Annotated in this window: 23 protein-coding genes, 2 pseudogenes and 1 riboswitch; all 25 genes and pseudogenes read right to left on the minus strand. The window is 46.0% G+C overall.

Annotated elements, in window-relative coordinates:
• Nucleotide 1 precedes the first annotated feature (1 nt).
• Nucleotides 2-658 (minus strand): HAD family hydrolase, encoded by a 657-nt coding sequence (locus tag DW724_RS08300; RefSeq protein ID WP_005361145.1) that lies wholly within the window; start codon nt 656-658, stop codon nt 2-4.
• On the minus strand, nt 648-1,289 hold the full coding sequence (thiE, locus tag DW724_RS08305; RefSeq protein WP_118761183.1) for a thiamine phosphate synthase: 642 nt from the start codon (nt 1,287-1,289) through the stop codon (nt 648-650). Before thiE ends, DW724_RS08300 begins: the two co-directional genes overlap by 11 nt.
• Before the next feature lie 11 nt (nt 1,290-1,300).
• Nucleotides 1,301-2,104, minus strand: coding sequence for a bifunctional hydroxymethylpyrimidine kinase/phosphomethylpyrimidine kinase (gene thiD / locus DW724_RS08310; protein ID WP_004611583.1), 804 nt, complete (start codon nt 2,102-2,104; stop codon nt 1,301-1,303).
• Nucleotides 2,101-2,775 carry a TenA family protein gene (locus DW724_RS08315; RefSeq protein WP_112115377.1) on the minus strand — a complete coding sequence of 225 codons (675 nt, stop codon included), beginning with the start codon at nt 2,773-2,775 and terminating at the stop codon, nt 2,101-2,103. The genes thiD and DW724_RS08315 overlap by 4 nt, the downstream gene beginning before the upstream one ends.
• Nucleotides 2,776-2,999: 224 nt before the next feature.
• A riboswitch (TPP riboswitch) is annotated at nt 3,000-3,099 on the minus strand.
• A 207-nt stretch (nt 3,100-3,306) separates the two neighbouring features.
• Entirely contained in the window at nt 3,307-3,507 is a 201-nt protein-coding gene (locus DW724_RS08320) for a transposon-transfer assisting family protein (protein ID WP_112115376.1), read from the minus strand.
• A gap of 3 nt (nt 3,508-3,510) precedes the next feature.
• Nucleotides 3,511-8,175 carry an LPD25 domain-containing protein gene (locus DW724_RS08325; protein ID WP_118761184.1) on the minus strand — a complete coding sequence of 1,555 codons (4,665 nt, stop codon included), beginning with the start codon at nt 8,173-8,175 and terminating at the stop codon, nt 3,511-3,513.
• A gap of 141 nt (nt 8,176-8,316) precedes the next feature.
• Nucleotides 8,317-8,985 (minus strand): annotated as a pseudogene (locus DW724_RS08330) (DNA topoisomerase); the annotation flags it as partial.
• Nucleotides 8,986-9,026: 41 nt separating this feature from the next.
• The gene (locus tag DW724_RS08335) at nt 9,027-9,224 is read right to left on the minus strand and encodes a hypothetical protein (RefSeq protein WP_005335835.1); all 198 of its coding nucleotides are present in this window, start codon (nt 9,222-9,224) and stop codon (nt 9,027-9,029) included.
• A 248-nt stretch (nt 9,225-9,472) separates the two neighbouring features.
• The gene (locus tag DW724_RS08345; RefSeq protein ID WP_204987892.1) at nt 9,473-10,837 is read right to left on the minus strand and encodes a virulence-associated E family protein; all 1,365 of its coding nucleotides are present in this window, start codon (nt 10,835-10,837) and stop codon (nt 9,473-9,475) included.
• Nucleotides 10,761-11,399, minus strand: a complete 639-nt coding sequence (locus DW724_RS08350; RefSeq protein ID WP_117553179.1) for a CHC2 zinc finger domain-containing protein — start codon at nt 11,397-11,399, stop codon at nt 10,761-10,763. Before DW724_RS08350 ends, DW724_RS08345 begins: the two co-directional genes overlap by 77 nt.
• A gap of 197 nt (nt 11,400-11,596) precedes the next feature.
• Complete coding sequence (locus DW724_RS08355; protein ID WP_022616344.1) at nt 11,597-12,067, minus strand: hypothetical protein; 471 nt, start codon at nt 12,065-12,067, stop codon at nt 11,597-11,599.
• 338 nt (nt 12,068-12,405) lie between these two features.
• Nucleotides 12,406-12,915: a DUF5104 domain-containing protein gene (locus DW724_RS08360; RefSeq protein WP_024720781.1), complete on the minus strand. Its 510-nt coding sequence runs from the start codon at nt 12,913-12,915 to the stop codon at nt 12,406-12,408.
• Nucleotides 12,916-13,082: 167 nt separating this feature from the next.
• Nucleotides 13,083-14,315 (minus strand): plasmid recombination protein, encoded by a 1,233-nt coding sequence (locus DW724_RS08365; RefSeq protein WP_241522615.1) that lies wholly within the window; start codon nt 14,313-14,315, stop codon nt 13,083-13,085.
• A gap of 484 nt (nt 14,316-14,799) precedes the next feature.
• A complete protein-coding gene (locus tag DW724_RS08370; RefSeq protein ID WP_003021642.1) occupies nt 14,800-15,183 on the minus strand; it encodes a hypothetical protein in 384 nt (127 codons plus the stop codon).
• Nucleotides 15,184-15,244: 61 nt separating this feature from the next.
• Nucleotides 15,245-15,814: a DUF6560 family protein gene (locus DW724_RS08375; protein ID WP_118710272.1), complete on the minus strand. Its 570-nt coding sequence runs from the start codon at nt 15,812-15,814 to the stop codon at nt 15,245-15,247.
• A gap of 366 nt (nt 15,815-16,180) precedes the next feature.
• Nucleotides 16,181-16,627: a hypothetical protein gene (locus DW724_RS08380; protein ID WP_003023134.1), complete on the minus strand. Its 447-nt coding sequence runs from the start codon at nt 16,625-16,627 to the stop codon at nt 16,181-16,183.
• A gap of 28 nt (nt 16,628-16,655) precedes the next feature.
• The gene (locus DW724_RS08385) at nt 16,656-17,036 is read right to left on the minus strand and encodes a hypothetical protein (protein WP_003023131.1); all 381 of its coding nucleotides are present in this window, start codon (nt 17,034-17,036) and stop codon (nt 16,656-16,658) included.
• A 289-nt stretch (nt 17,037-17,325) separates the two neighbouring features.
• Nucleotides 17,326-18,075 (minus strand): hypothetical protein, encoded by a 750-nt coding sequence (locus tag DW724_RS08390; RefSeq protein ID WP_117553178.1) that lies wholly within the window; start codon nt 18,073-18,075, stop codon nt 17,326-17,328.
• 215 nt (nt 18,076-18,290) lie between these two features.
• Entirely contained in the window at nt 18,291-18,581 is a 291-nt protein-coding gene (locus DW724_RS08395) for a hypothetical protein (protein WP_005930793.1), read from the minus strand.
• Nucleotides 18,559-18,807, minus strand: a complete 249-nt coding sequence (locus DW724_RS08400) for a ferredoxin (protein ID WP_117553177.1) — start codon at nt 18,805-18,807, stop codon at nt 18,559-18,561. Before DW724_RS08400 ends, DW724_RS08395 begins: the two co-directional genes overlap by 23 nt.
• 109 nt (nt 18,808-18,916) lie before the next feature.
• Nucleotides 18,917-19,300 (minus strand): TnpV protein, encoded by a 384-nt coding sequence (locus DW724_RS08405; RefSeq protein ID WP_117553176.1) that lies wholly within the window; start codon nt 19,298-19,300, stop codon nt 18,917-18,919.
• The gene (locus tag DW724_RS08410) at nt 19,297-21,219 is read right to left on the minus strand and encodes a recombinase family protein (RefSeq protein ID WP_003023119.1); all 1,923 of its coding nucleotides are present in this window, start codon (nt 21,217-21,219) and stop codon (nt 19,297-19,299) included. Before DW724_RS08410 ends, DW724_RS08405 begins: the two co-directional genes overlap by 4 nt.
• 53 nt (nt 21,220-21,272) lie before the next feature.
• Nucleotides 21,273-22,700 (minus strand): annotated as a pseudogene (locus tag DW724_RS08415) (DNA topoisomerase); the annotation flags it as partial.
• On the minus strand, nt 22,697-23,458 hold the full coding sequence (locus tag DW724_RS08420; protein WP_055200130.1) for a DUF4366 domain-containing protein: 762 nt from the start codon (nt 23,456-23,458) through the stop codon (nt 22,697-22,699). The pseudogene DW724_RS08415 and the gene DW724_RS08420, both read right to left, overlap by 4 nt.
• Nucleotides 23,445-23,702: a DUF4315 family protein gene (locus tag DW724_RS08425; protein WP_003509287.1), complete on the minus strand. Its 258-nt coding sequence runs from the start codon at nt 23,700-23,702 to the stop codon at nt 23,445-23,447. Before DW724_RS08425 ends, DW724_RS08420 begins: the two co-directional genes overlap by 14 nt.
• Nucleotides 23,703-23,719 lie beyond the last annotated feature (17 nt).

The following is a 23,719-nucleotide window of genomic DNA, read 5'->3' on the forward strand; positions in this document are numbered from 1 at the left end:
TTCATACCTCTTTGTGTGGGATCGGTGCTTGCCGAAAATCAAGTAAGTAAATATCCGCAATCCTTTCTATTTCTGTACGCTGATCTGCGGAATACTTATCATAAATCCCACCTGCTAACATACGGGCTGCCTTTGCGCTTTTAATTGCTGGAAGCACATCATCAAACACAATACAGTGTTCAGGTGCAACCCCTAATTTTCTTGCGGCCAATTCAAAGACATCCGAATATTCTTTTCCCCGCTGAACCTCATCTGTTGAACATAGAGCGTCAAATAATTCTAAAATAGAATTGTTCTTTAAGCATGGAATATAGAGCTTTTCCGGCAACCCCGTAGCAACTGCAAGTTTTATTCCATGTTCTTTTAAGCGCAGAAGATAATCAAGGGCATGGGGCAGCAGACCGACATGGTTACTGTATTCCTCGACCGCCATATTATTCCATTCCTCAATAATTCCCTCTACCGTTTCCTGCAATCCAAAAAGATCAATGGTATATTGTGCGGCTTCCTCAAAACTCCTTGCACATATTTCAGTTACATAATTTTCCGGGACGGGAAGATTTCTCTTTTTCAAAAACTGAATATCTATATGCTCCCATACATCCATTGAATCCAGAATTGTTCCATCTAAATCAAAGATTGCCGCATTAAAATCCATGTTTCTTTTCCTTTCCGCAAAATAAATCTTTCAGTTCCGCAGCAGCAGCTTTTATATCAGACTGCGCTATGATGGCAGATACAACAGCCAGCCCGTCAATTCCCATGGGCTTGAAACGCCCTGCATTTCCCTTATTGATACCGCCAATAACAACTATCGGCAAAGAAACGGCTGCGCGGATTTTCTGTAATTCTTCCATTGATACAGAATCAGCGTCGGTTTTAGTTCCAGTAGGGAACATTGCGCCAACTCCCAAATAATCTGCACCATCCTGTTGTGCCTGTATTGCTTCTGCAATGGAAGATGCAGATACTCCCAACAGCATATTTTCCCCAATTACTTTGCGGACGGCAGCCGCAGGTAAATCATGCTGTCCAATATGTACCCCCGTAGCCTGCACAGCCATTGCAATATCTATCCGGTCGTTTATGATAAGGGGAATATGGTATTTATCCGTAACCTGTTTCACGGCAACAGCCTGATTGTAAAATTCTAATGAGGACAATTCTTTTTCTCGGAGTTGTATCATTGTGCAGCCTCCTAAAATTGCCTGTTCTACCGCTTCTGTCAGGCTATCGCAGCTCATTAGTTGACGATCAGTAACAAGATAAAGTGTATAATCAAAGTTCATTTTGCACCTGCCTATTCTTTAGATAAACCATGCTGATACAATTCGTAGAAATGGTGCGTCGGGCCACAGCCTTTTCCAATCGCAAGAGAGTGTTCGATTGCCATTGTGACATAAGCCTTTGCAGATTCGACTGCAAGCGGAACACTTTTTCCCTTTGCAAGCTGGGAAGCGATTGCAGAAGAAAAGGTACAGCCTGTCCCATGAGTATTTTTCGTATCAATGCGGGATGTTTCAAAATGGTAGAAATTTTCTCCATCAAATAGGACATCAACAGCATTTCCTATATGATGTCCACCCTTGACAACAATCGCCTTACAACCCATGGCATATATTTTTCTTGCGGCAGCCTCCATATCTGAAACTGTGGAAATCTGCATATCCGCTATTTTCTCTGCCTCTGGAATATTCGGAGTAAGTACATCGGCCAGTGGAATTACTGTGTCTATCAAGGTGGAAACCGCCGTAGGATTCATCAATGGGCAGCCATTTTTGGCATACATAACCGGGTCGATTACGACATTTTGGGGCTTATATTGTAATAGTTTCTTTGCCACCGCTTTCATACATTCTGGTGTAGAAAGCATACCGATTTTTACTGCGTCCACTTCAATATCTTCAAATACGGCGTCAATCTGTTTTTCAATCATATCCGGGGTAATATCTTGGATGTCGATAACACGGCTGGTGTTCTCTGCAACAACAGAAACAATAACACTCATTCCAAATACACCGTGAGCAGAAAAAGTTTTCAAATCAGCCTGAATACCTGCACCTCCGCTGCAATCTGATCCGGCAATGGACAATACTTTTTTCATTTTGCATTTTCCTCCATTCTCTCGTTCCGATAGGCCATCTTCCAAAAAGCAAGCTCTAACAAACTTGCTTTTTCAAAAATATCAGCCAGATACTTTTTATTTGCTACTGATAACCCGGCACATTTATGCTCTGCAAAAGCAGACCATTCTTTGCAGCTTTCTGCATATTGTTCATCCGCATAATCTTTGATAAAGTCCCAATATCTTGACTGTCTGCTTGTAGGAACAGCCGCCAATTTGCGGAATATATAGCTGTAACTTAGCATACAGGGAAGAACCGCCATTAAAATTTCTTCATTCTTTCCATGTGACGCAATCTCAAACATGAAATCAATGTAATTTTGATTTTCAGGCAAAGGGGCGATCAGTTCAATATCATCATCTGTTATGCAAAATTGCTTTAGATAATCCAGCCGCACTTCCGATTCCGTATCATTTACAAAGTTCAGCATGGAGTAGTAAAGCTGAATTTCTCTTAATGTAGCAGCATGAAAAATTGCCTTTCCGTATATGCGGGCATAGTTTTTCAGATAGATACTATCCTGAATCATATATCTCTTGAATTTTTCAAGAGGTAGCTTTCCAGTTTGCACTTCCTGCACAAATGGGGTAGCTGCACATTCTTCCCAAATGGGGATGTTGTGGGTTAAGATGTCTTTCATAAATGCCATGTTTGATCCTCCTAAGATAAAAAAATAGAGCCTCTAAAACAATTAGAAGCTCTTTCAGACGCAATACGAGCGTAAGAAATTGCTTCCCTACGCCGGTATTAGCCGACAGGTCCAGAGGTCAGGTCTTACCTTTTTCAACTTGTTCAGTTCCCTCGCAAACACATATCATATCTTATTCAATTAAAAAAGGACATTCCCAAAACAGAGAATGTCCAAAAAATACGAATCTGTATTCTTCAGCTCCCTGCGTTGGTATTAGCCAACAGGTTCAAAGGGTCAGGTTTTAACCTTCTCAACTACAAGGTAGTCCCCCTGCTTGAGTATTATTATAGTTAAGAAGTCCCCAAAAGTCAAGTCTACGCATTTAGGGCGATAAAAGTCCACGGAAATCAAGGGTTTTTCCGCATGGTCGGCAGGCAGGTGGATAAAGTTATCCTGTTCCCCTCAAAACGGGGTTCTAAATGCGGAAAAATGGACAAAAAAGAAGCGCCGGACGCAGAGGCTTTGACACCTCCGCGCCCGGCGTTTTGCTTATTCGTCTGTGAAGTGGAACCGCTGCGCCGCAAAGTCGGCGTCACTCATGGTGTCCAACTTATCGGCGGTCTGGCAGGCCAGCGCTGCCATTTCCTTGTCCATGTCCGGCAAAGCTGCCCGGAGATTTGCCGCCGTCCTGCGGCGGTCGGCGTTGTGGTACAGACAGATCAGGTTTTCTTCTTCCACGGTGAAATACATTCCTCATACCTCCATTTCTTTTGATTTTTCCCGCGCCGGGGGCTTCTTTTTCTGCTCCTCCTTGGCGGCGGCAAGCTGCGCCCGGATGGACGGCTTCTTTTGTTTCTGCGTTGTCTTTTGGGTCTGCTTGGGCTTTTTGGCCTCCGCCTTGGTTGCCTCGGCCACATCCAAAAGGGAAATCTGTTCCCCGGCTTTTGCCCTTGCTTCCAGTTCCTCCATAGACGGGGCGTTGTTCATCATGCCGTCGATCATGTTGTAGTTCTGCTCGGTGGACATTTCCGCCGTCTTGATATGGCTTTCTGGCTGGGCGGGGATGGCAAAGGCTCTTGTGCCGTTTGCCATAATAAGATACCTGCCGTCCTCCGACTGGTGGTGGAATCCATACCCGGCGGCCTCCATCTGTTCCCGGCTCCTGTCGGTCAGATAGAAACGGCCTCTCGGCGTCTGGATTTGTTCGCCGGTCATGCACTCGTCCGGCGTGAGCTGCTTTTCCGGCTGGGCGAAAAACTCCGGCACCTGCCGGTAGTCGGCCCCCTCGTCCACATAGTAGGCGGTCTGTTTTCCATCCTGCCGGAACACCACAATATCCCCCATCGAGAGGGAATGTCCCTTGTAATCGGCGGGATGTTCCATGTTGAAGCGGCGGTAAATCTCGTCCAGTGTGATGTCCTTGTCCAGCGGCGCGGAGTAGATAAGCTGGTAATTCTTCCTGTCCACCGAAAGCCCATCCGCCTGCAATTCCTCATAGGAACGATAGCGGAAGTCGCGCCCCTCCGGGCCGGGCGGCACTTGGTAGATGGAAAAGTTGGGCTGCGCCGGGGCCTCATAGTCAGAGGCAACATATTCCTCCACCGTCAGCCCGGCAGTGGCGGCCTCCTGTTCCAGCTCTGCCTCGATCTGTTTTTTGTAGTCCTGCAAGCTCTGGTCGAAGTCGGCAAGCTGCGGCGGCTCCGGCAAGTGGTACTGGCCCTGATTGAGAAGCGGGCGGCACTCTTTTACATAGTCCAAAACCGCGTTGAAATAAGCGGTCTGTTCCGGCGTCAGGGTTTCCCCGGATCGCAGGGGACGCCGGGCCTCCTGCTCCATAGTGGCCAGATTGCAATGCAGCTCCATATATGGGACGAACTCATGCAGCAGCATATCCCGCTGGGCCTTGTCCGCCTCCCATGCCTCCGGCCCCTCATGGTGCAGCACATGGTTTTTCCAGCTTTCATCCTGTGCGTAGTATTCGTGATAGCCCCGGATATGCTGGATCAGGGAACCGTCCCCGTCGCCAAAGTCCTGCCGTCCCTCGTAGCTGTCCGGCTGGCCCTGCATGGTAAAATCAATGCGGAACTTGGTCTTGTCGTACCAATGGCCCGTATAGCCCGGCTGCTCCCGTTCATGGCGTCTGGCGCTGTCCAGCTCCTTAAAAACGGCCTCGGCTTCATGCAGCGGCATTTGCTGGCCGTCTTTCAGATGGGGGCTTTCACTCCAAAGGATCGTGACAACTGGCTCCGCTGCCGGATTCTGGGCGATCTGCCGCTTGGCGTTTGCAACGGCAATCTCACTTTCGATCTCGCTTTTCACAAAGGAATCCATCTGGCCCTTTTGCAGCTCATAGCCCTGTTCACACAGGCGGTTGATAAGCCCGATTACCTTGTCGTTATCGCCCACGGCCTCGGCATAGGCCACGATCAACTGCCGTTCCTCGCTGCCCAAACGCGGGGCGTTTTTCTCTGCCAGTTCAATCAGAGCGGCAGCCCGGTCAGCCGGGGACGCCTCCGGCATGAACGGCTTTCCATTCAAAAGGCCGTCGATCCCATTCCACGCCTGCGGCTGGGGAATGGCGTTGGCCTGTTCGGTTGCTTCCAGAAAATCATCCAGCCCGTCGCCGGTCAGGGGTTCTATTGTCCCAGCCGGTCGCTCATGGATGGCAAGGATTTCTTTTCCGGCTTCCGCAAGGGACAGGTCGGGATTGTCAAGCTGGCCTCCGTCCAGTTCTTTGTAGTCGGGACCGTACAGCGTGTAATCGTAGCCGGTTTCTGATGTCTGGATATACAGATATTCGCCGCTTTCCAGACGGTAGGCGGCCTCCTGCGGGGCTTTGGCCTGTTCCAGCGTTCCATCCCCGGCAATGGTAAAGCCCTGCGCCTGCGCCGCCTCCTTGGTTCCCTGCGACACTTCGCCGGTGGATTTCAAATCCGCGTCAATGAGGGTTTGCAGCATGGCTTTTACGCTGGCGGTCATTTCCTGCTGTTGCTCCGGGGGCAGCTTGGAAAATACGCTGTCCGGGTCTGGCTGCTCGGCGGCCTGTTCCAGCGGTGCGGCCTGCGGCTGCTCCTGCTGGGCCTGCCGTTCTTTCTGAAGCTGGGCAAGGTGGCCGTCAATGGTGGTAATCAGTTCATGGGCGGTGGCCCGGATGGTTTCAAGGGAGGCTTTCAGCTCTTTCAAGTCCTTGCCGGAACTCCAACCGGCCACATAGCCAAAGGAATAATCGGAGGTGTCCAGCCCGTAGTGCTGGCAGACGGCATAGGCCACGCTTTCGGCCTGCACTTCGCGGGTGCGGCTGTCGGGACGGTCGGCCTGCTCAATGGCCGGGGCTTCCGGGTCGATGGCGTGGAGCTTGGAATGGGCGATCTCGTGGATAGCCGTCTTTAGGGTCTGTAATTCGCTCATGCCCTCCTGAATGGCGATCCGCTTTTCCGTCAGGTGGTAGTAGCCGTGGGAACCGCTCGGAATGTCCTCAAAACCAATGGGAACCGGGGAGGTCTGTTCCAGCGCCTTAAAGAATTCCCCGTAGCGTTCCACGCTGCCGGTCAGTTCTTCCACGCCGATAGAGGGCAGCGGTTCTCCCTCGGTCTGGCTCACATCAAAGGCGGAAACGATCTTAAAGGCCGGAACCTGTATTTCCTGTACTTCGGTAACAGGCTTTCCGTCTTTTCCCATCACCGGCCTGCCCTGTGCGTCCAGCTTTTGCACTTCCTTTTTTGCCTTGAACGGGGCCGGGGCCAGTATCTTGATGGCCTTTTCGCCTTTCTTCACATTGCGGTGAAAATCGTCCCGCCACTTGTTGTAGCCTGCCACAAGCTGTCCGCCCTGCATGGCGATCAAGAGGGTATTGTTGAAGCTGTAACTGTGGAACTTGGACATGGTGGTGAGATAGGCTTTGTAGCGTTCACTCTCGAAAAGCTCCTGTATGCCGGTTTCCAGCCGGTCGGTGATCTCTTTCATGCGCTCGGCGCTGTTCTGGCCGTTTAAGAGAATGGGGGTGACAGGCTGCGGGGCCTTTGCGGGGGTTGCCGCCTCCGGCTGCACCTTGCTTTCCTCCCGCAGAATTTCCGGCGCAGGATAGGCCATCACCCGGTATTCCTCCGGCACTGGCTGACCCTCATGGACGCGCTGCCATTCGTCGCTGGTTCGCAGGATATAGCCGTAATCGGTAAAGGTTCCCTGTTCCTCGTTGGCGATAAAACTTCCCAGCCGGTCGGTGTCAATGGCCGGTTTCCACGGGTCGGGAACGACAAACAGCCCGGAATCATTCAGATAATATTCCCCCAGACTGCGGTTGTCCTTGGCGTTGATTAAGACAAAACAATCGGTGTTTTCAGCGTAGTCCAAAAGCTGCCCGATGGTCTGCATTTTCGCCGGGGACTGCATGACGGCGTTCAGCTCCGCAAGCTCCACGGCGTCCAGCTTTTGAAGCTGGGCAGCAAGGAAGTTCAGTTCGTCCACGCTGGCTGTCTTGATTAAGTCCTCCGGCAGTTCCAGCGGTTTTCCCTCCGGGGCGGAAAAGTCGCCAATGAACAAGTCCTGCTGGTTGTCGGCGGTGATATGGATTTCCTTTAAGGTTTCCTGTACCTGTTCGGCGGAAGTCGGCAGGGAAAGCCAGTACCCATGCGGCCCGCCGGTCTGCGCCTCGGCGCGGTTATCAAGAAAAATGGAAAATACTTCGTTCACGGGTTCCCTCCTTTCCGGGGTGGCTGTGGTCTGTTGCGGCTGTGCGGCTTCCTCCTGTGTGGGAAGTGCTGCGGCTTTTGCCGGTTCCTCCCCCTCGATGGTATAGCCGGGGAGCAGGCAGCCATTGACCTTAAAACAGTCGGCGTATTCCTTGGGGATGGCCGGGGAAATTTCGGTAAAGTAATGGTCGTGGGCTTTGATCCGGCCATTCAGGTACTTGTCCAGTTCTTCCCGGCTGGAAAAGACTTTCCGTTCCTGTCCGGCGATCTTTTCCATCGGGTTTCCGTGGGGTGCGTTGGTATAAAGACCCCAGCGGAGCGTCCACGAGTAGGGGACGGATTTTTGGGCGGCGCTGTCATACCGGGTGTTCTCGGAAATGGAGTAATCCATCTGGTAAACCATGTTGCTGCGGATATGGCGGTATTCGTCCGGGGCCTCCCACTGGTTTGCGGTGTGGGTGACGGGAAGCGTCCGGGCATATTCAAGGGCTTTGTCCAGAAACAGGGTTCTTCCGGCCTGTTCCTCCCATGCGGCGGCCTGTTCTTTCAGGCGGTCAAACACTTCCTGTTCTGCGGCGGCGCTTTCCGCCCGCAGGGAAAGAAGCTCCGCAAGGGGCAGCTTTACCATTTCGGAAAGATCGGCCTTGCCGCTTTCAAAGTAAATCCGACGCTCGATCCGCATAGTGCTGGCCGGTTCTAAATCGTCGTGGTCGTAGGAGCTGTAAGACATTTTGGGTTCACATCCTTTCTATGGCGGTGATCTGATACAAGGGGTTTGGGGCTTCCCCAAAGAGAAAATCCCCGGCCCGGCAGGTGCGCCGGGTCAGGGATTTTGCCGGGAGTGTGGCTACACTCCCTATGCTTGCTGTTTTTAGTTCTTGCCCCTCTGTTCCACGCGGTAGTTTACATACTTGCCGCCGGTATCGGCCAAAAGCACCGTCCCGTCATAGGTTTTGCCGGTTTTCATGGAGCGCAGGCCCTTTACCTTTGCCTTTCCGTCTTTAAGGAGCGCGGCGGCGATTTTCGGGGTGAACGCCTTGCCCCGTTCCTCAAAAAATCGGTCATTCTTCCACATGACAAACTGGCAGCTTCGGTTTCCGCAGTAGTAGTTCTTTTTGCCCTCGTAGACGCTTTCCCCGCAGCGCGGACATTTGCCGATAACCACACGCTCGGCTTGAAACAACTTCTGCGCGTCCTCGCTGATCTGAGAGTAGTTTGCGATCAGGCCCCTTGTCATTTCTGCAATGCCAGCCATGAAGCCCTCCGGGTCGGCCTGCCCCTTGGCAATGGCCGTCAGCTCTGTTTCCCACTGTGCCGTAAGCTGGGGAGAGGTCAGCACCTCCGGCAGCACGCAGGCAAGGTTGTGGCCGTCCTTGGTGGGAAGTAGCTGTTTGCCCCTGCGCTCCACAAAGCCCATCTGCACCAGCTTTTCTAAGATGGAGGCGCGGGTGGCCGGGGTTCCCAAACCTTGGCGCTCGGCGTCCTCCGGCAGATCGTCCGCACCGGCGCGCTCCATAGCGGAAAGGAGGGTATCTTCTGAAAGCTTTTGTCAAGGGGGTGCGTGGATATTTTTTATATTACTTACGCAGATTCTCTCTCTGCTTCTGCCTGAATAATGCGTTTCAATCTGTCCTCAGCAGTCAAACCGCTACTATGGTCAAAAAACACTTTGACTTTATAATTTGTTTTGCCTTGCTTAATCACAAAAACTCCATCCGGTTTGTTTTTCTCCGAATGGTTATTTGGGGTGGGTAGTGTACTGTTCACAATATTTGTCATACGATATTCCTCCTTGAATGAAAAAAGCCCGACAAGGAAAGGTCTGACAACGAAGTTCCGACAACGGACATCAGAAAACCTTTTTTCTTTATCGGGCGATACTATCTTTTTACTATTTCCTTTTTCTTTATAATATTGGTTGTCATGGTTGTCAGAGAGGGAAAAGTGCCGCAATATCAAGGCTTTCGGGATTTTTGCCCGACAACCAGACCGACAACCGGCTCGACAACCGAAGCGACAACGAGCTTTTATTTTTGCTTCAACCATTCTTCCGGAAGCCCTAACTGTTCCATTTCCTCTGTCGGGATTTCTTGAAAACCATCCATGCTGTTGTCAGGCTCGTTGTCGTTCCTGATACGCTCCCAGCCTTTTTGTCTGCGGTAAGGCTCTGGAAAATACCTAGGATTGCTGAACGCCCTCCAGCCTGTGACAGCGTTATTCATAATGTCGTTGATCTCTCGCAGTTCCCATTGTTTCGGTTCGTCATAATCATGCCCCAGTGCTTCCTTATAAAGCTGTTTGGAACAGACCATGCTGCCGGAATAGCGTTCCAAATAGTCTAAAATCTGTCCTGCCTTTGTGTCCTCCGGCATAAAGTCCTTTTGGTGGGCTTTCAGATAAGCGTTCATAGCCGGACTGAATCTCAGACGGAAATTTCCGCTTCTGTAAATCTCCATAGCTTCTGCCCACATCTGATTGATATACTCTCTTGAAGCCTGTTCATCTGCCAAAATATGAACCTCAGCCCTTTCAGGATAGACCATAACCGGAACGAAGCGGCGGTTGCCTGTTCGGTCGAGGGGAAGAAAGTCAAGGGTATTGGAAGAACCTCCAAACACACATTGTCGTTTTCTGTCTGCCGGATGTGTTTCATAGGGTATCTTATAGGTTTCCTTTTGGCGGCTCAGAAAGGACTTGATTTCTTCAATGCTCTTAGCGTTGGCGGTTGCAATCATTTCCGACATTTCAATAATCCAATGCCCCTGCATTTTGCGGTACACATTTTCATCATCCAGCTTCTTCAAGTCATCAGAGAACCAATCATCATTGACCGCAAGCAAACGGAAGAAAGAGGACTTTCCGGCTCCCTGACCGCCTACAAGACAGAGCATTACCTCAAATTTGCACCCCGGCTTAAAGGCTCGTGAGATAGCACCCAACAGAAACAACTTCAATGCTTCATAGGTGTAATCATCTGTATCAGAACCGAGAAAGCGGTGCAGACAGAAGCGTATGCGTTCCGTTCCGTCCCAGTGTAGGGCATTGAGAAAATCGCAGACAGGGTGGTAACGGTTTTCGTTGGCAATAACCGCAACTGCGTCTATGATTTTCTTTTCTACGGTCAATCCATAGTTTTCTTCAAAATATAGGAGCAGATATTTCACATCCACATCCGTCAATGTCGGGCTGTCACGATACCAACCGAGGGGCTTCACAATGTCGATTCTTTCGGTCAGAAGATTTTTTCGGATAGCTCCTTTCAAAAGTGGGTCATATTGCAGAACACGCTTATAATTTGCGGCAGTATTATAAACCTTACCTTTCTCGCTCTGCTCTAAGCTGTTTCGGATTTCTTCTACTGTGCATGGTTCTGTCTGCTGACAGTTCTGCAATTCGTTGTTCAAGTTTCAACACCTCCTTTCTCTGTTCTGCCACAAGTGCTTTTCGTTCCTCCAATGAACCATACAGAAGAATATCAAGCAGATATTCGATATAGTTCTTCTTATACAGTGCTTCTGCAAACAGAGGATTCCATTCCTCATCCGGCTGTTTAGGAGCGTATTTCTTTTCCCATTCTCTAAGAAGATGAAAATAATCCGTCAGCACCTTGTAGCAATGATTTTCTTCTTTTTGATATTTCTGCTCCGGTGTCGGCTCACGAATACGAGGGCGGACACTGGGCTTTTGTCGGCTGTCATAGTTAAGACCAAAATCTTCAGCAAGTTTGACAGCAGCTTCCCTCAGCCCGATACCGAATAGCTTCGCTGTGAGATCAACAGCGTCTCCGGTTGCTCCGCAGCCAAAACAGTAATAGCGTTCATCCAGCTTCATACTGGGGGACATATCCGAGTGAAACGGACAGCACGCCATACCTGTGCGACCCACTTTCAAGCCATAGGCTTCTGCGGCTTGTCGGGCAGTAACATTTTCTTTTACAATTTCAAATACATTCATGTGACTCCTTTCCTGAAACGAAAAAAGCACCTGTCATTTTCAAAACGAAAATAGCAAGTGCCTTAAAGTTCCATATTTAATTTTAGGTGCAAAAAAGCAGGAGACCTTTTCAGATTTCCTGCTTAGCAAAGCTGTGAAGATTTAATTGTGGTTGGGTTGCCAGTTATACAAACTGGGATTTTTCTTTTTAGAATGAATTATTTATTTTCTACAATAGCACCATATTTCGTATGCGGAAGATATTGTACCTTTAAATAAGTATTTTTATCAACATACCTTGAAAATACTGTGATTTCGATTTCATCATCTTTAACTTTATCATATAGAAAAATACTTCTTCTTTCAGAAGATATATCTGCACCACCATGAGATTGTTCAGTTACATATCCTTCTGCATAACTATACTGTTTGTTTATGATGTAAGGCATATCTAAAACAAAATCTTTCAAATATAAGATTAAAAGAATAGCTACTATAACAAGAATGGTATTAGCCAATCGAAGAAATATTATATCATTTTTTCCAGTATATTCTTTTTTTATCGCTTCTTTATCAAAAAATATCGAATAGATAAGTTTTCTTTTTTTAATTAGATAGATAATGCAAGCAATTAAAGCTATAACAAATAATGAAACTCTTATAAACAATCTAAATATAGCAAAATCCATAATATCATTCCCTTAAACTTCAAGTTTGTTGCTTACATTATACTTCATCAACCTAAAGAATGGAAGATATTTTCTTGCTCCCTAAAGCAAAAGCACCTGTCATTTTCAAAACGAAAACAGCAAGTGCCTTAGAGTTCCATATTCAGTTTTTGGGAAAAAAAGCAGGAGACCTTTTCTGATATGCTCCCTTTATGAGAGACAGTGAAAAAACAAACTGTCATCATGAAGGGAGCATATCATTCGGATCTCTTGCTTAGTAAAGCTGTGAAGATTTAATTGTAGTCAGTTTTTCTTATACCATCCGAAATTTATACTTTAATGTTCTCTCATAACAAAAATCAATTTTGTCCTCCAACAAAAATACCGTTTGGGGGATTATCCCATATAAAATTATCCTCAGCCACTTCGCTCTCTAATGCAATTTCAATTTTATATATCCCCACATTTTGGGCATTTTCATCATCCTCACTATACATATAAAAATTCATACAATACCGTTCCTTCTCTGTCAATATGAGATACATACCATCCAATTCCGTTTTCCTTTTACCATAGTTGCTTTCACTTGATGATGCACAATCGCCCTCAAAACTTTGGATACTGCCCTCAATATAATCGAAAAAAGCAGAGATTTCAGTGTCTAAATTCTCAATGTTCTTTTTGCTTTCTTCGGAAAATAGAGATTTGAGTTTCTCTGAATCCTGTTGCTTACATGCCTCGATAATTTGTTGACACATCTTATCCGTTTCATTTTGTTCAGAGCTAAACCAGTCATTGAAATATTTGTTAGAGCAGCCTGTTAAACCGAGTATAATAATCACACTGAAAAGCAACAGTACTTTCTTCATATAATTACATCCTTTACTTGATAATTGCAAAATCACTTATTGGATTAAGGTCATTACAAAAAATTTCTTACTATCATTATACTTCATCAACCTAAAGAATGGAAGATATTTTCTTGCTTCCTAAAGCAAAAGCACCTGTCATTTTCAAAGTGAAAACAGCAAGTGCTTTAGAGTTCCATATCCTGTTTTTTGCTTTTCGCCGGAAGTGTCCGGCTGACTTCACGCTCTGCCATTTCTTTCTTTTTTCGGCTCAACTGCTCTATAATGGAACTTTTGGCTTTCTTCTTGATTTGCTCCGTTCCGGCTTTTTTGACCTCCGGTTTCATCAGCGTGGTTTGAATTTTCTGAATGGTTGATTTCATAGCGTTTGTGATTCTGGCAATCACGCCATCCAATCGTTTCGTTGCATACTCGATTTCTTTCTTTGAAGCCTTACGCTCAGGGGAGAGAACCCATGCCTTAGACTGCTCCACCAGCTTAATATCCTCCTTGTGCGTTTCCAGTTTCACAGTATCAGCAACGACCTCAACCGCCTTGTCATAGGCAATATCGGCAACCTCGTCCACCAGAGCTTCCACATCCTCAATCTTCATCGTGAGTTCTTCCAGCTTTTGCTCCTGTGCTGCCAGTTGCTCCTTTTGCTTGAAAAGAATATAGTCCTGTTTTTCCAGATATGCACGACCACCATATTCCGGTTCTTCTTCCAGTTGTAAGCCATGCTTTTTCGCCACATCAAACAGCAGCACTCGGCAAGCTGAATCGAAAGTCATCTTGCGGTTATTTTTTCTTCCGACAGGCTTCTCCGGTTCCGGCAGTTCAAACCCCAGTGCTTCCAAAGCCTTTTCCTGTTGTGGGGCAATCTCCCCATATTGATTTTCACAGTCGAACACATGACGCTCGTGAATATGAGGGGTACTTTCATCCAAGTGCAGAGCCCAATTCAGGATATGGACATGAGAACCGAAACGCTCATTTACGATTTCCATAAATTCTGTGACGATCTCAATGAGCAATTCCGGTGGAACATGATTATCAAGCGTTCCAATCTGATAGACCGTTTCCTCTGGACAGGTCTTTTTGCTTTTGAGTAAATCTCCGGTTTCCTTATTTCTTTCAGGGTGTCGGTTCTTCACATTTCTTTCGTTCTGTCCGGTCACAAAATCACGATACCGCTGACGATAAAAAAGCTGTTCCACATCTTCAAAAGTGGCAGACAGCTCATTTTCCTTTTCGGGATTTTTGAAATTGCGGAAGCCATTGTAACAGTCCCAATAGAGATTTTGTTTGGCTCGTTCTTCGTCAATGTGTTCGCTGTTGGCAATGTCAAAACTGCGGTCATTGTGCTTCGGATTATAAACGCCATTCTTTCCGGCTCGTCCATTGTGTCTTGTTAATTTCACATGAGTTCCTCCTTTTCTTTTTGATTTCCCCGACAGGGGAGAAGGGCAGCGAAGCTGATTCCTTGCGGCTTTCTGCGTCAAGTAATACCCAGTACTAAGTGGCGAAACGCCACTTAACTGGGCAAGGCTGCCGCCCTTGACCTGCACAGGGATATTGCATTCCCTGTACCCATGCACAAAGGGTTGCACCCTCCGTACTCCCGCCCGAACAAACTGACTTCGCCCCGTCCCAAGCTCCGTCAGTTCCTTCGGTTTTACAAAACAGTCCACCGGACTATTTTGCAAAAAGAAAAACCGACGCATGATCGCTTTACGCTCAATACATCGGTTTCTTCATCTGACCTTAACGTTCATATTCAGTTGTGGCAGATTACGGATAATCTGCAAATGGATAAACAAAAACGACCAACTATGTAGCTGATCGTCCTTGCGTGGTTGCCTTAAAAAGTAGTTGATAAACACCCTACTCTTGAAAAGCTCGTTGTCATTTACATCTATTATTTTTGAATAGAAAAATTCCTTTATAGATGATAAAAGGAATTGAACCGATTACTCCAGCAAGTGTATAAATCGGGAAAGTAACAAATCCAATTATAATTTTAGGTGCGATAGGAGTTAGCCATTTCTTAACTAAACCACTATAAAAAATCAAACCTGTTGGTATTCCAGCAAAAAGCAATCCAAAAGAAAGAATACTTCTTGTAAATCCTAATGGTTCAGGAACAGACATATTTTGACTTGTCCAAAACGCAATGTACTCAGGGTCACTAAGTTGATTCATTTGATTAAGTGCTACAAAATAACCAAGTACACAACCAATAATTAAAAATAAACATATAAGCAATATTTGTTTCAACTCTTTTTTCATATTTCATCTTCCTTTACGGTCATATTCAGTTGTCTAACATCGTACTGTTATAAAATCTATGTCATTTACGATTTTTCTTATGCTGATTTGCCCAGTAAGATTTTACAGGGATTCTTCTTCTTTTTATGTCCTCCATAAATTCTTCTTTGTCAATATTACTATCAATGGTAAATAATTTTTCTCCATTTACATATACACGCATAGAACCTTTCCTTCTCTCGCAATAGGTAATATCTTCAAAGTGAAAAGTTCTCTTTCTGCCAAAAGTTGAACGCCATGTGATTTCATCTTCATCCACTTCCAGTTTCCACATAATCATATTCAATGAGCCTATAAAAAACACAACAAATGCAATGCCAAATACCAAGGGAGGAAATATATCATCCTGTTGGATAGCACTTGCTACAGTACAACCTCCTGTAAATAAAATTCCAAAAACAAATATAATAGTCAATGTTTTCTCTGTTTTTATTGTATAATGCGTTCTAATTATTCCCTTTTTCTGTTCTTCCTCTCGTTCTTTAGCTCTCTTTTGTTGAAGATTTATAAGATATTTCAAAAGAAGAAGTACAACTAAATAGGGGCCTATTTGTGTAATTATATTCAAACACATTCGTAAAAAATCATTCATTTTTTGCCCTCCATAGTTCCAGCTATATAAAAATGATTGTTTAAATTCGAGTATTTAAAACCTCACTTTTTCATATCTCATTATACTTCATCAACTTAAAGAATGGAAGAAAAAATTTTGTGTACAGAGTTCCTGTTCAAGCCTTGTAACGCACAATTCTGCAAAATCCATAGTCCCCGATACTTTCCTCACAGGCGATATACAGTCGGAATTCTGTCAGCTCATGAAATAAGAAAAACCGACGCATGATCGCTTTACGCTCAATACATCGGTTTCTTTATCTGACCTTGACGGTCATATTCAGTTGTGGCAGATTACAGGTAATCTACAAATTTCCCAAAACAAAATAGGATATTTATTTTTATTCTATTCAACTACATACCCATATTCTGTGTGTGGTAAATACCTTACAGTTATCTTATCTCCTAAATCGCTACCTGTTCCCCAATATTTTAATGAATGTTCTTCTCCAGTTTTCTCATCTCTAATATGTATTCTTCTTTCACTATTAGAGTTTTCTCCTGACATTGCACCTTGTGTAACTTCTCCGGTAACTTCAACTAAATTGTTAGATAGTAAATAAGGTATATCCAAGCAACAAGGAACAGTTATAAATATACCGAGAATCAATAACCCAACAACTGCCATCACATTGATTATTTTTTCCCATTTTTGATATTTTATTTTTTCTTCTTCATTGACAGCCTTTCGTTTTATAAACTTCCCATTTTTCTTTCTATGCAAAACATACATAATTAAGACTATAAATGATACTATAATCACTCCAAAAGTTCTAAACATCAATAATGCCATAAATTTGTACTCCTTTCAAAGCGACACGCTATTTATTAACAGCTTTATCAGCTAATCTTTTATCTCCCCATGGCGTTTTCAGCATAGGCTCATTATCAATAATTCCTGCTCTTAAAATTTCAAGAGGTTTTTCTAATTGTAAGATGTTTTTATTATCTATAATAATAGCAGTTTGAAATTCCTCAAAACTTTCAAAAACTCTGTCTTGAAATATAAAAGATATATTTTCTTTACATTCCTCTGCGTTAGCAGGTAAAACACAGGAACCCATCACATATTTTTTCTCATTATAGGAAAACTCAATAAGAGTAAAAGCCATATCATTATCATAATCAGACTTGATAATTTCCATTAGATCTTTTGCTTCAATAATGAGCGTTGGCTTTTCATTTTTCTTAAAACCAAACATGAATAACACCTCCAAGAATTAACTTTATCTTATTTTTCATTATACTTCATCAACTTAACGAATGGAAGAAAAAATTTGTGTGCAGAGTTCCTGTTCAAGCCTTGTAACGCGCATTTATGCAAAATCCATAGCCCCCGATACTTTCCTCACGGGTGATATACAGTCGGAATTCTGTCAGCTCATGAAATAAGAAAAACCGACGCATGATCGCTTTACGCTCAATACATCGGTTTCTTCATCTGACCTTGACGGTCATATTCAGTTGTGGCAGATTAGCCAATTTGAAAAATTACTCTGGCACATCTACTGAGTAGCTCAGACAATCGCCTCTTTTATTGCTTTTCAAATCGTTATAATACCACATATACATCGTTCTACCATATTCTTCATATTCTATAATCCCATCTGGCTTTTGACCTTCTACTTCTAATGAGTAAATTTCTTTATCATGTGCATAGCCAAAAACGAATCTGGTATCCGGATAATTTGGATTTAAGTCTTGTTGAATATCACTTATTGTTAAAGATAAATGGATAAATTTTTTGAAGTCTCCCCCATAAGTGGTATCTGGTGTAGTGGTAGCTGGTGTAGCATTTACAAACGCATATTGTACACTTGCTTCCTCCACCTGTTTTTTGCAGCGTGCCATCACAAAACCTTGAACGGGATCGTTATCGCTTCCTGCCCGATAGAAAATAGTATCATACTGTTTGCCATTCCATATATGCAATATTTCATCAACATGATTAAGAAAATCTTCTGGAACAGAAAATTCTTCATTTTCAGCATTCAAAGGAGAATTCAAAATAGCTTCTTCGACAGAACTATAATATATGAGTTCAGAATCCTTTTTATCGTAATCACTCAAATTGAATTCGACATATGCATTGTCTTTATTGTCATCTTCCGGAACATAAGTATAACGACCATTTTCAATATGGTCATCATAATCAACAAACAGTCCAATACATATCAGCGCTGCAAAAATCAAAAAAACTATTCCTACAATGATTAGCAATATTTTCAAAAATTTTTTCATACAAAAGTCCACCTTCTTGCTTCATTTCAGTAAATTATATCATACCGATATGAACAATTCAATTCACGCTCTATCAAGTAGTTTTTTACTTACCTATAACGCACATTTCCGCAAAATCCATAGTCCCCGATACTTTCCTCACAGGCGATAGGCAACGGTCAAAACATCAGGTCTGCACCTGACATTTTAACCGCATATCAGCCCTGATTATCACATTATCCCTGCTGGCTGTTCAGCCCATGCTTTTTCGCATATTCACTGGCTTTCTGTCTGCGTTCCTCACTGTAAGGCGGCAGGAAACGGATAGACAGACGGGACTTTGCCAGCTCATAAGAAACACCGCCTTGAACATTGGATTTTTCCAGTCGGCAAAGGTCAGGGTACTTCTTAGCAAAAGCAGCCAACCTCTTTTTCAATCCGGCGTTGTGGGTGTAGATATTTGCCTTGTCCTCGCCCTCATTAAAGAGAACGATTGTTTCTTTCTCAATCTTTGTCAGTCTCGTCATAGCAGCCCTCCCTACGGTTTTTCAACACCCTCAGCCTGCGGTAAAAGCAACGATACCACCTTTCAACACCCTCAGCACTCAGCTTGACGGAAAGCATATAAAACAGCTTCTTCGCCACCGGATCGGGTGCAAGGGCAGCCACCATACGCAAACGCTCGACAGTTGCTTTCAGGTTCGGACAGCCAAAGGCATAAAGGGCTTCCATTTCATTCCGGTTCATCTTCATTGTGTTTTCCTCCTTAAAGTTTGATAAATGAAAAGCGACAGACACTTCATAAGGAAATACCTGTCGCTTCGTTGACGATATAAAATTGTTGGTTTTGGACTTGATAAAATCAGCAGTAAATCATTTCCTGTCTGATGATTTCTTCGGCTCGGTTACGGATAGAGTTTATGGACTGTACCCACAACATCTGATTATCTGCTTTCATGGTTTCGGTCACACCCTCGGCTTGTTTCATCTGCTCAATGATAAGGCTGCACCTTTCCGCTGCCTGTTCGTTCAGGTCAGCAAGGTAAGTATGCAGTTCGCCGGATAAACAGAGGGCAGATAACCTTGCAGGGCGGTACTGCTCCAAATATGTCCTGTGCAGTCTGCCCCACATACCGATAGGGCGGTGTTCCTCCGGCAGCTTCAAGTCCGGCACATAGTAATCGCCCACAAGAACATAGTCCAGACCATTGCTTTCATCATGGATTCGTGGTTTCAATTCTGTCATGCTATTTTTTCTCCTTTCACTTTTTGCCGATTTGATTTGCTTGTGGCGTTCTGTTCAACACACACATTGCTATCAGAGCTTTTTTCTTCTGCTATACGCTCATGCTCCGCAAATTCTTTTGATTTCTCACGAATCTTTTTCATATACTTACGATTGGATTCTCGTTTTCTGCGAAGTCGTTCCGCCTCTTTTTCAGCAGCAATCCTTTCTTCCTCGGTTGGTTCATGCTGCTCCACAGGTACTTGAAATTGCCCGACATAGTTAAGATATATCTCCACCTCTGTGGTGCGGTCTGCACCTTTTCCTTGTGGCTCGTGAACCAGAATTTTGTCGATAAATTCATTTATCATGGCAGGAGTAAGTTCTGTAATGTTCTCATACTTTTTGACCAGCTTTAGAAAACGCTCCACATTATTTTGACCGCCTATAATCCGTTGCATATCAGCGGTGTCAGTCTCAATAATCTTGTTCAGCTCGTTCTGCTCATTTTCATAATCAGTAAGCATACTCTGAAAAAGTCTGTCCGGCAATCTTCCAATCACATTATCTTCATAGATTTTCCTGATAAGCATATCCAGTTCGTGAACTCGCTTCTGATTTCTTTCAATGCGGTTTTTTACAGTTTCAGAAACAGCAATATCTTTCATCGCCGATTCTTCTTGCAGAGAATAGACAAACTCCTGCTCATTCAAAGAAACATAATGGCAAGTCTCCTGTATGGTTTTCAGAATGATGCTTTTAAGTGCTTTTGTTGAAATATGGTGGCAAGTACAGTGACGATCATACTTCTGATAAGCAAGATTATAAGTGGAACATTCATAACAATCTGCCGGATTGGAATAACTTGTCCTTTTTTCGCCTTTGGCAGTATAGTATATTCTTTCTCGCCCTTTCCGCTGCCTGTGATTATACATCGGCGCACCACAATCAGCACAGTAAATCTTTCCGGTCAGAACATTAGGCTCGCCCATAGGATCTGCTTTTCTTACATTCTGTCTTAACTTTTGAGCAAGCAGCCATGTTTCTTCATCGACAATAGGCTCTTGTGTATCATCAAAAACCACCCAATCTTCCTTGTCTGCCCTTTTCGTCTTTTTGTCCTTATAGGAATTTTTGAATGTCCTGAAGTTGACAGTCTTTCCGATATACTCTGGTCGGGCAATCAGAGTAGTAACCTGATTTCCTCGCCACATATACGGATTTTCTTTGTCATAGTTGCTTGCATGATTTCCAAGTCCCTTTTTTCCAAGATAATAAGACGGTCTTTCTATTTTTTCTTCTGAAAGTTCTCTTGCTATCTGATAAGGTCCTTTTCCCTCAATAGTCATGCGATAAATTCTGCGGACTACTTCAGCAGCTTCTTCATCAATAATCCAATGGTCGGGGTTTTCGGGGTCTTTCAAATAGCCGTATGGTGGGATATTACTTGTATGAGCGTTGCCGGAAGAACCTCTGGATTTCAGTACAGCTTTAATTTTCTTACTTGTGTCCCTGACAAACCACTCATTCATGATATTCAGAAAAGGGGCAAACTCACTGGTTTCTTGACGGTCACTGTCAATACCATTATTGATTGCTATAAATCGAACTTCCTTTTCTCTAAACAGAATGTCAGTGAAAAAACCTACTTGCAGATGATCTCTGCCGATTCTGGACATATCCTTGCAGATACAGGCAGTGATTTCTCCGTTTTTAACACCTTCAACAAGTCTGTTCCATGAAGGTCTGTCAAAGGTCGCTCCACTCCAACCATCATCGGTAAAATGAACAAGATTCGTAAAGCCATGTTTTATAGCATAATCTTCAAGCATTTGCTTTTGATGAACGATACTGTTACTCTCTCCAGCATTATCATCATCACGAGACAGTCTTTCATACAAAGCAGTAATGCCATTGCTTTTATCTTTTTTTCTTCTCATGCTGAACTCCTTTCTTCAATTCCTATCCACTCCTTACGCTCACAAAATATCACATCTGTGTAGGATTTTGGCGGTGCGGTGAAATGCTCGGTGACTGTGGCAGTTACCTTGTCAAAGGTCTGTCCCTCGGTGATCTCCAGCAGTTCCCGCGCAAGCTCCGGGGCGGTGTCGTCGGCGTCTGTTTTGAACGACGCCTTAAATCGGCGGTCAAGCTCTTTCCAGCCGGGGGTCAGGATGGTCTTTCCCTTGGCGGTAAAGGTTTTCCCGGCACAGGTGAATGTGGCGGTGACAGCCTCGTACACATGGGGCGCGGCCACGGCGCACAGCAGCTTGCAGCACACAAGGGACAGCAGTTTCTTTTCCCCCTCGGCCAGCCCGTCAAAGCCTTTCTGCACAAATTCCATCGTCGGGACAATGGCGTGGTGGTCGCTTACCTTTTTGCTGTTCAGCACCCGGCCAAACTGCGGGGACAGGTCAAGCCCCGCCGCAAAGGGAAGCAGCGGCCACAGGCCGGACACAAGGCTTTCCGCCGTTGGCAGCATATCATCGGTCAAATACTGGCTGTCGGTGCGGGGATAGGTCAGCAGCTTCTTTTCGTAAAGCTGTTGGGCATAGTCAAGGGTCTGCTTGGCGGTAAATCCAAACAGCCGGTTTGCCTCCCGCTGCAAGGTGGTGAGGTCATAGAGGCGGGGCGGCTGCTCCGTCTTTTTCTCCCGTGTTACCGACACACAAACGGCCTGCGCCGTTTCACAGGCGGCTTTCAGGGCCTTGGCGTCGTCTGCGTTTCCCATGCGTTCACTGGCCGCCTCCATGCCGCCCGCCGCGATCTGAACAATGTGGTATTTCTCTTTCTGAAAGCTGCTGATCTTGGCCTCCCGGTCAACCAGCATTTTGAGGGTCGGTGTCTGGACACGGCCCACGGTCAGGGTCTTATGGTGGAGGATGGAGAACAGCCGGGTCGCGTTGATCCCCACCAGCCAATCCGCCTGCGCCCGGCAAAGGGCCGACTGATACAGGTTATCATAATCGGTTCCCGGTTTCAGGTGGGCAAAGCCGTCTTTGATGGCCGCGTCCTCCATGCTGGAAATCCAAAGGCGCTGAAACGGTTTCTTGCAGCCCGCCATCCGGTAGACGAAACGGAAAATCAATTCCCCCTCGCGCCCGGCGTCGGTGGCACACACAAGGCCGGTAACATCGGGGCGCTCCATCAAAGAACGCAGGGTGTCAAACTGCTTTTTCTTATCGTCGGGAATGATGTACTGCCATTCCTGCGGCAGAATCGGCAGGTCGTCATAGCGCCATTTTTTGAAACGCTCGTCATAAGTCCCAGCGTCGGCAAGGGAAACAAGGTGGCCGATACACCAGCTCACCAGATAGCCGTTCCCCTCCATGTAGCCGTCCTGTTTCTTGTCCGCGCCGATCACGCCCGCAATGCTGCGGGCTACGCTTGGTTTCTCTGCAATTACTAACTGATAGCTCATACTTCGTCCTCCTTATTTCCATCTTCACTTGTCATATCCTCGTCCGGCTCCGGGGCTTCGTCCTCGTCGTCCTCGTCCTCGCCAAAGTCATACTCGGCCAGATCGTCATTTCCTGTGGTGTCGGCTTTTTCCTTTTTGAATTTCAGGAAGTAGAGGGCTGCGCCGCCGCCCAGCAGCACCACCACAAAGAACACCACAAGGCCGCCCATGCCGCTTGGCTTTTCCTCCTGCGGCTTTTCTTCCTCCGGCTGGGGTTTAGGCTCCGGCCCGTTGCAGGCGGTCAGGTTGTTTTTACAGACCGGGCAGGCCGTATTGACGGCCCCGGCTTGACACTTGGCCGTACAGTTGCAGACCTCCGGCTCTTTTTTCCCGTCCTCCAACAAGGCTTGCAGGTCGGCGTCGTCCACTTGGTTGAGGAAATGCACCGCCGTTTCCTTGTCCTCGTTGGCCCGGTCGATCAGGATATAAAAATAATTCCCGGCCTTGGTGGTGACGGTGATAAGCTGCTTATCCCCGAAAAAATCATCCACCAGCGTAGCGTTGCCCTGCGGGGTGACGGGTACGCCCACCGGCTCCATGCCGCCGGTGGTAGGTTCTTCGGTTTCCTCCGGCACTTCTGCGGGGGCCTCGGTGGTTTCCGGCAGCGGCACAGGGTCAGGGTCAGCGCCCCCGGCGTAGGCGGTAACGGTCGTGGTCGCCATGCAGAGCGCAGCGGCCACAGCCAGCGTCAAGGTGCGGAACAGTTTAGATTTCTTCATGGGCGCTGTCCTCCTGTTCAAAGTCCGGGATCGGGGCCGGGGCCGCCTGCAACGCGCCGCCGCGCACAAAGGCGGCGAACTCCTGCGGGGTCATGTTGAGGCCGCGCACAAGCTGGACGATCTGCAAGTTTTCCTGTTCGGTCTTGGCCGCTTCCAGCTCCCGAAGCTGCTTTTGCAGCTCCGCGATCTTGCCCTTGGTTTTCTCAATATCCTTTTCAATGCGCTCCAATTTGTTCATTGCCATAGTGATTTACTCCTTTC

The sequence above is a fragment of the Butyricicoccus sp. AM27-36 genome (genome assembly GCF_003480945.1).
GTDB classification, from domain to species: Bacteria; Bacillota; Clostridia; order Oscillospirales; family Butyricicoccaceae; genus Agathobaculum; species Agathobaculum butyriciproducens.

Bases quoted from the DNA above. Each gene is read 5' to 3' on its own strand.
- thiE (WP_118761183.1), bottom strand. From the start codon at position 1,289: ATGAACTTTGATTATACACTTTATCTTGTTACTGATCGTCAACTAATG.
- DW724_RS08350 (WP_117553179.1), bottom strand. From the start codon at position 11,399: ATGAATGTATTTGAAATTGTAAAAGAAAATGTTACTGCCCGACAAGCC.
- DW724_RS08425 (WP_003509287.1), bottom strand. From the start codon at position 23,702: ATGGCAATGAACAAATTGGAGCGCATTGAAAAGGATATTGAGAAAACC.
- DW724_RS08410 (WP_003023119.1), bottom strand. From the start codon at position 21,219: ATGAGAAGAAAAAAAGATAAAAGCAATGGCATTACTGCTTTGTATGAA.
- DW724_RS08385 (WP_003023131.1), bottom strand. From the start codon at position 17,036: ATGTTTGGTTTTAAGAAAAATGAAAAGCCAACGCTCATTATTGAAGCA.
- DW724_RS08320 (WP_112115376.1), bottom strand. From the start codon at position 3,507: ATGTATTTCACCGTGGAAGAAGAAAACCTGATCTGTCTGTACCACAAC.
- DW724_RS08390 (WP_117553178.1), bottom strand. From the start codon at position 18,075: ATGAAAAAATTTTTGAAAATATTGCTAATCATTGTAGGAATAGTTTTT.
- DW724_RS08355 (WP_022616344.1), bottom strand. From the start codon at position 12,067: ATGGATTTTGCTATATTTAGATTGTTTATAAGAGTTTCATTATTTGTT.
- DW724_RS08400 (WP_117553177.1), bottom strand. From the start codon at position 18,807: ATGAAGATGAACCGGAATGAAATGGAAGCCCTTTATGCCTTTGGCTGT.
- thiD (WP_004611583.1), bottom strand. From the start codon at position 2,104: ATGAAAAAAGTATTGTCCATTGCCGGATCAGATTGCAGCGGAGGTGCA.
- DW724_RS08395 (WP_005930793.1), bottom strand. From the start codon at position 18,581: ATGACGAGACTGACAAAGATTGAGAAAGAAACAATCGTTCTCTTTAAT.
- DW724_RS08405 (WP_117553176.1), bottom strand. From the start codon at position 19,300: ATGACAGAATTGAAACCACGAATCCATGATGAAAGCAATGGTCTGGAC.
- DW724_RS08315 (WP_112115377.1), bottom strand. From the start codon at position 2,775: ATGGCATTTATGAAAGACATCTTAACCCACAACATCCCCATTTGGGAA.
- DW724_RS08375 (WP_118710272.1), bottom strand. From the start codon at position 15,814: ATGAATGATTTTTTACGAATGTGTTTGAATATAATTACACAAATAGGC.
- DW724_RS08325 (WP_118761184.1), bottom strand. From the start codon at position 8,175: ATGTCTTACAGCTCCTACGACCACGACGATTTAGAACCGGCCAGCACT.
- DW724_RS08300 (WP_005361145.1), bottom strand. From the start codon at position 658: ATGGATTTTAATGCGGCAATCTTTGATTTAGATGGAACAATTCTGGAT.
- DW724_RS08380 (WP_003023134.1), bottom strand. From the start codon at position 16,627: ATGGCATTATTGATGTTTAGAACTTTTGGAGTGATTATAGTATCATTT.
- DW724_RS08370 (WP_003021642.1), bottom strand. From the start codon at position 15,183: ATGAAAAAAGAGTTGAAACAAATATTGCTTATATGTTTATTTTTAATT.
- DW724_RS08420 (WP_055200130.1), bottom strand. From the start codon at position 23,458: ATGAAGAAATCTAAACTGTTCCGCACCTTGACGCTGGCTGTGGCCGCT.
- DW724_RS08335 (WP_005335835.1), bottom strand. From the start codon at position 9,224: ATGACAAATATTGTGAACAGTACACTACCCACCCCAAATAACCATTCG.
- DW724_RS08360 (WP_024720781.1), bottom strand. From the start codon at position 12,915: ATGAAGAAAGTACTGTTGCTTTTCAGTGTGATTATTATACTCGGTTTA.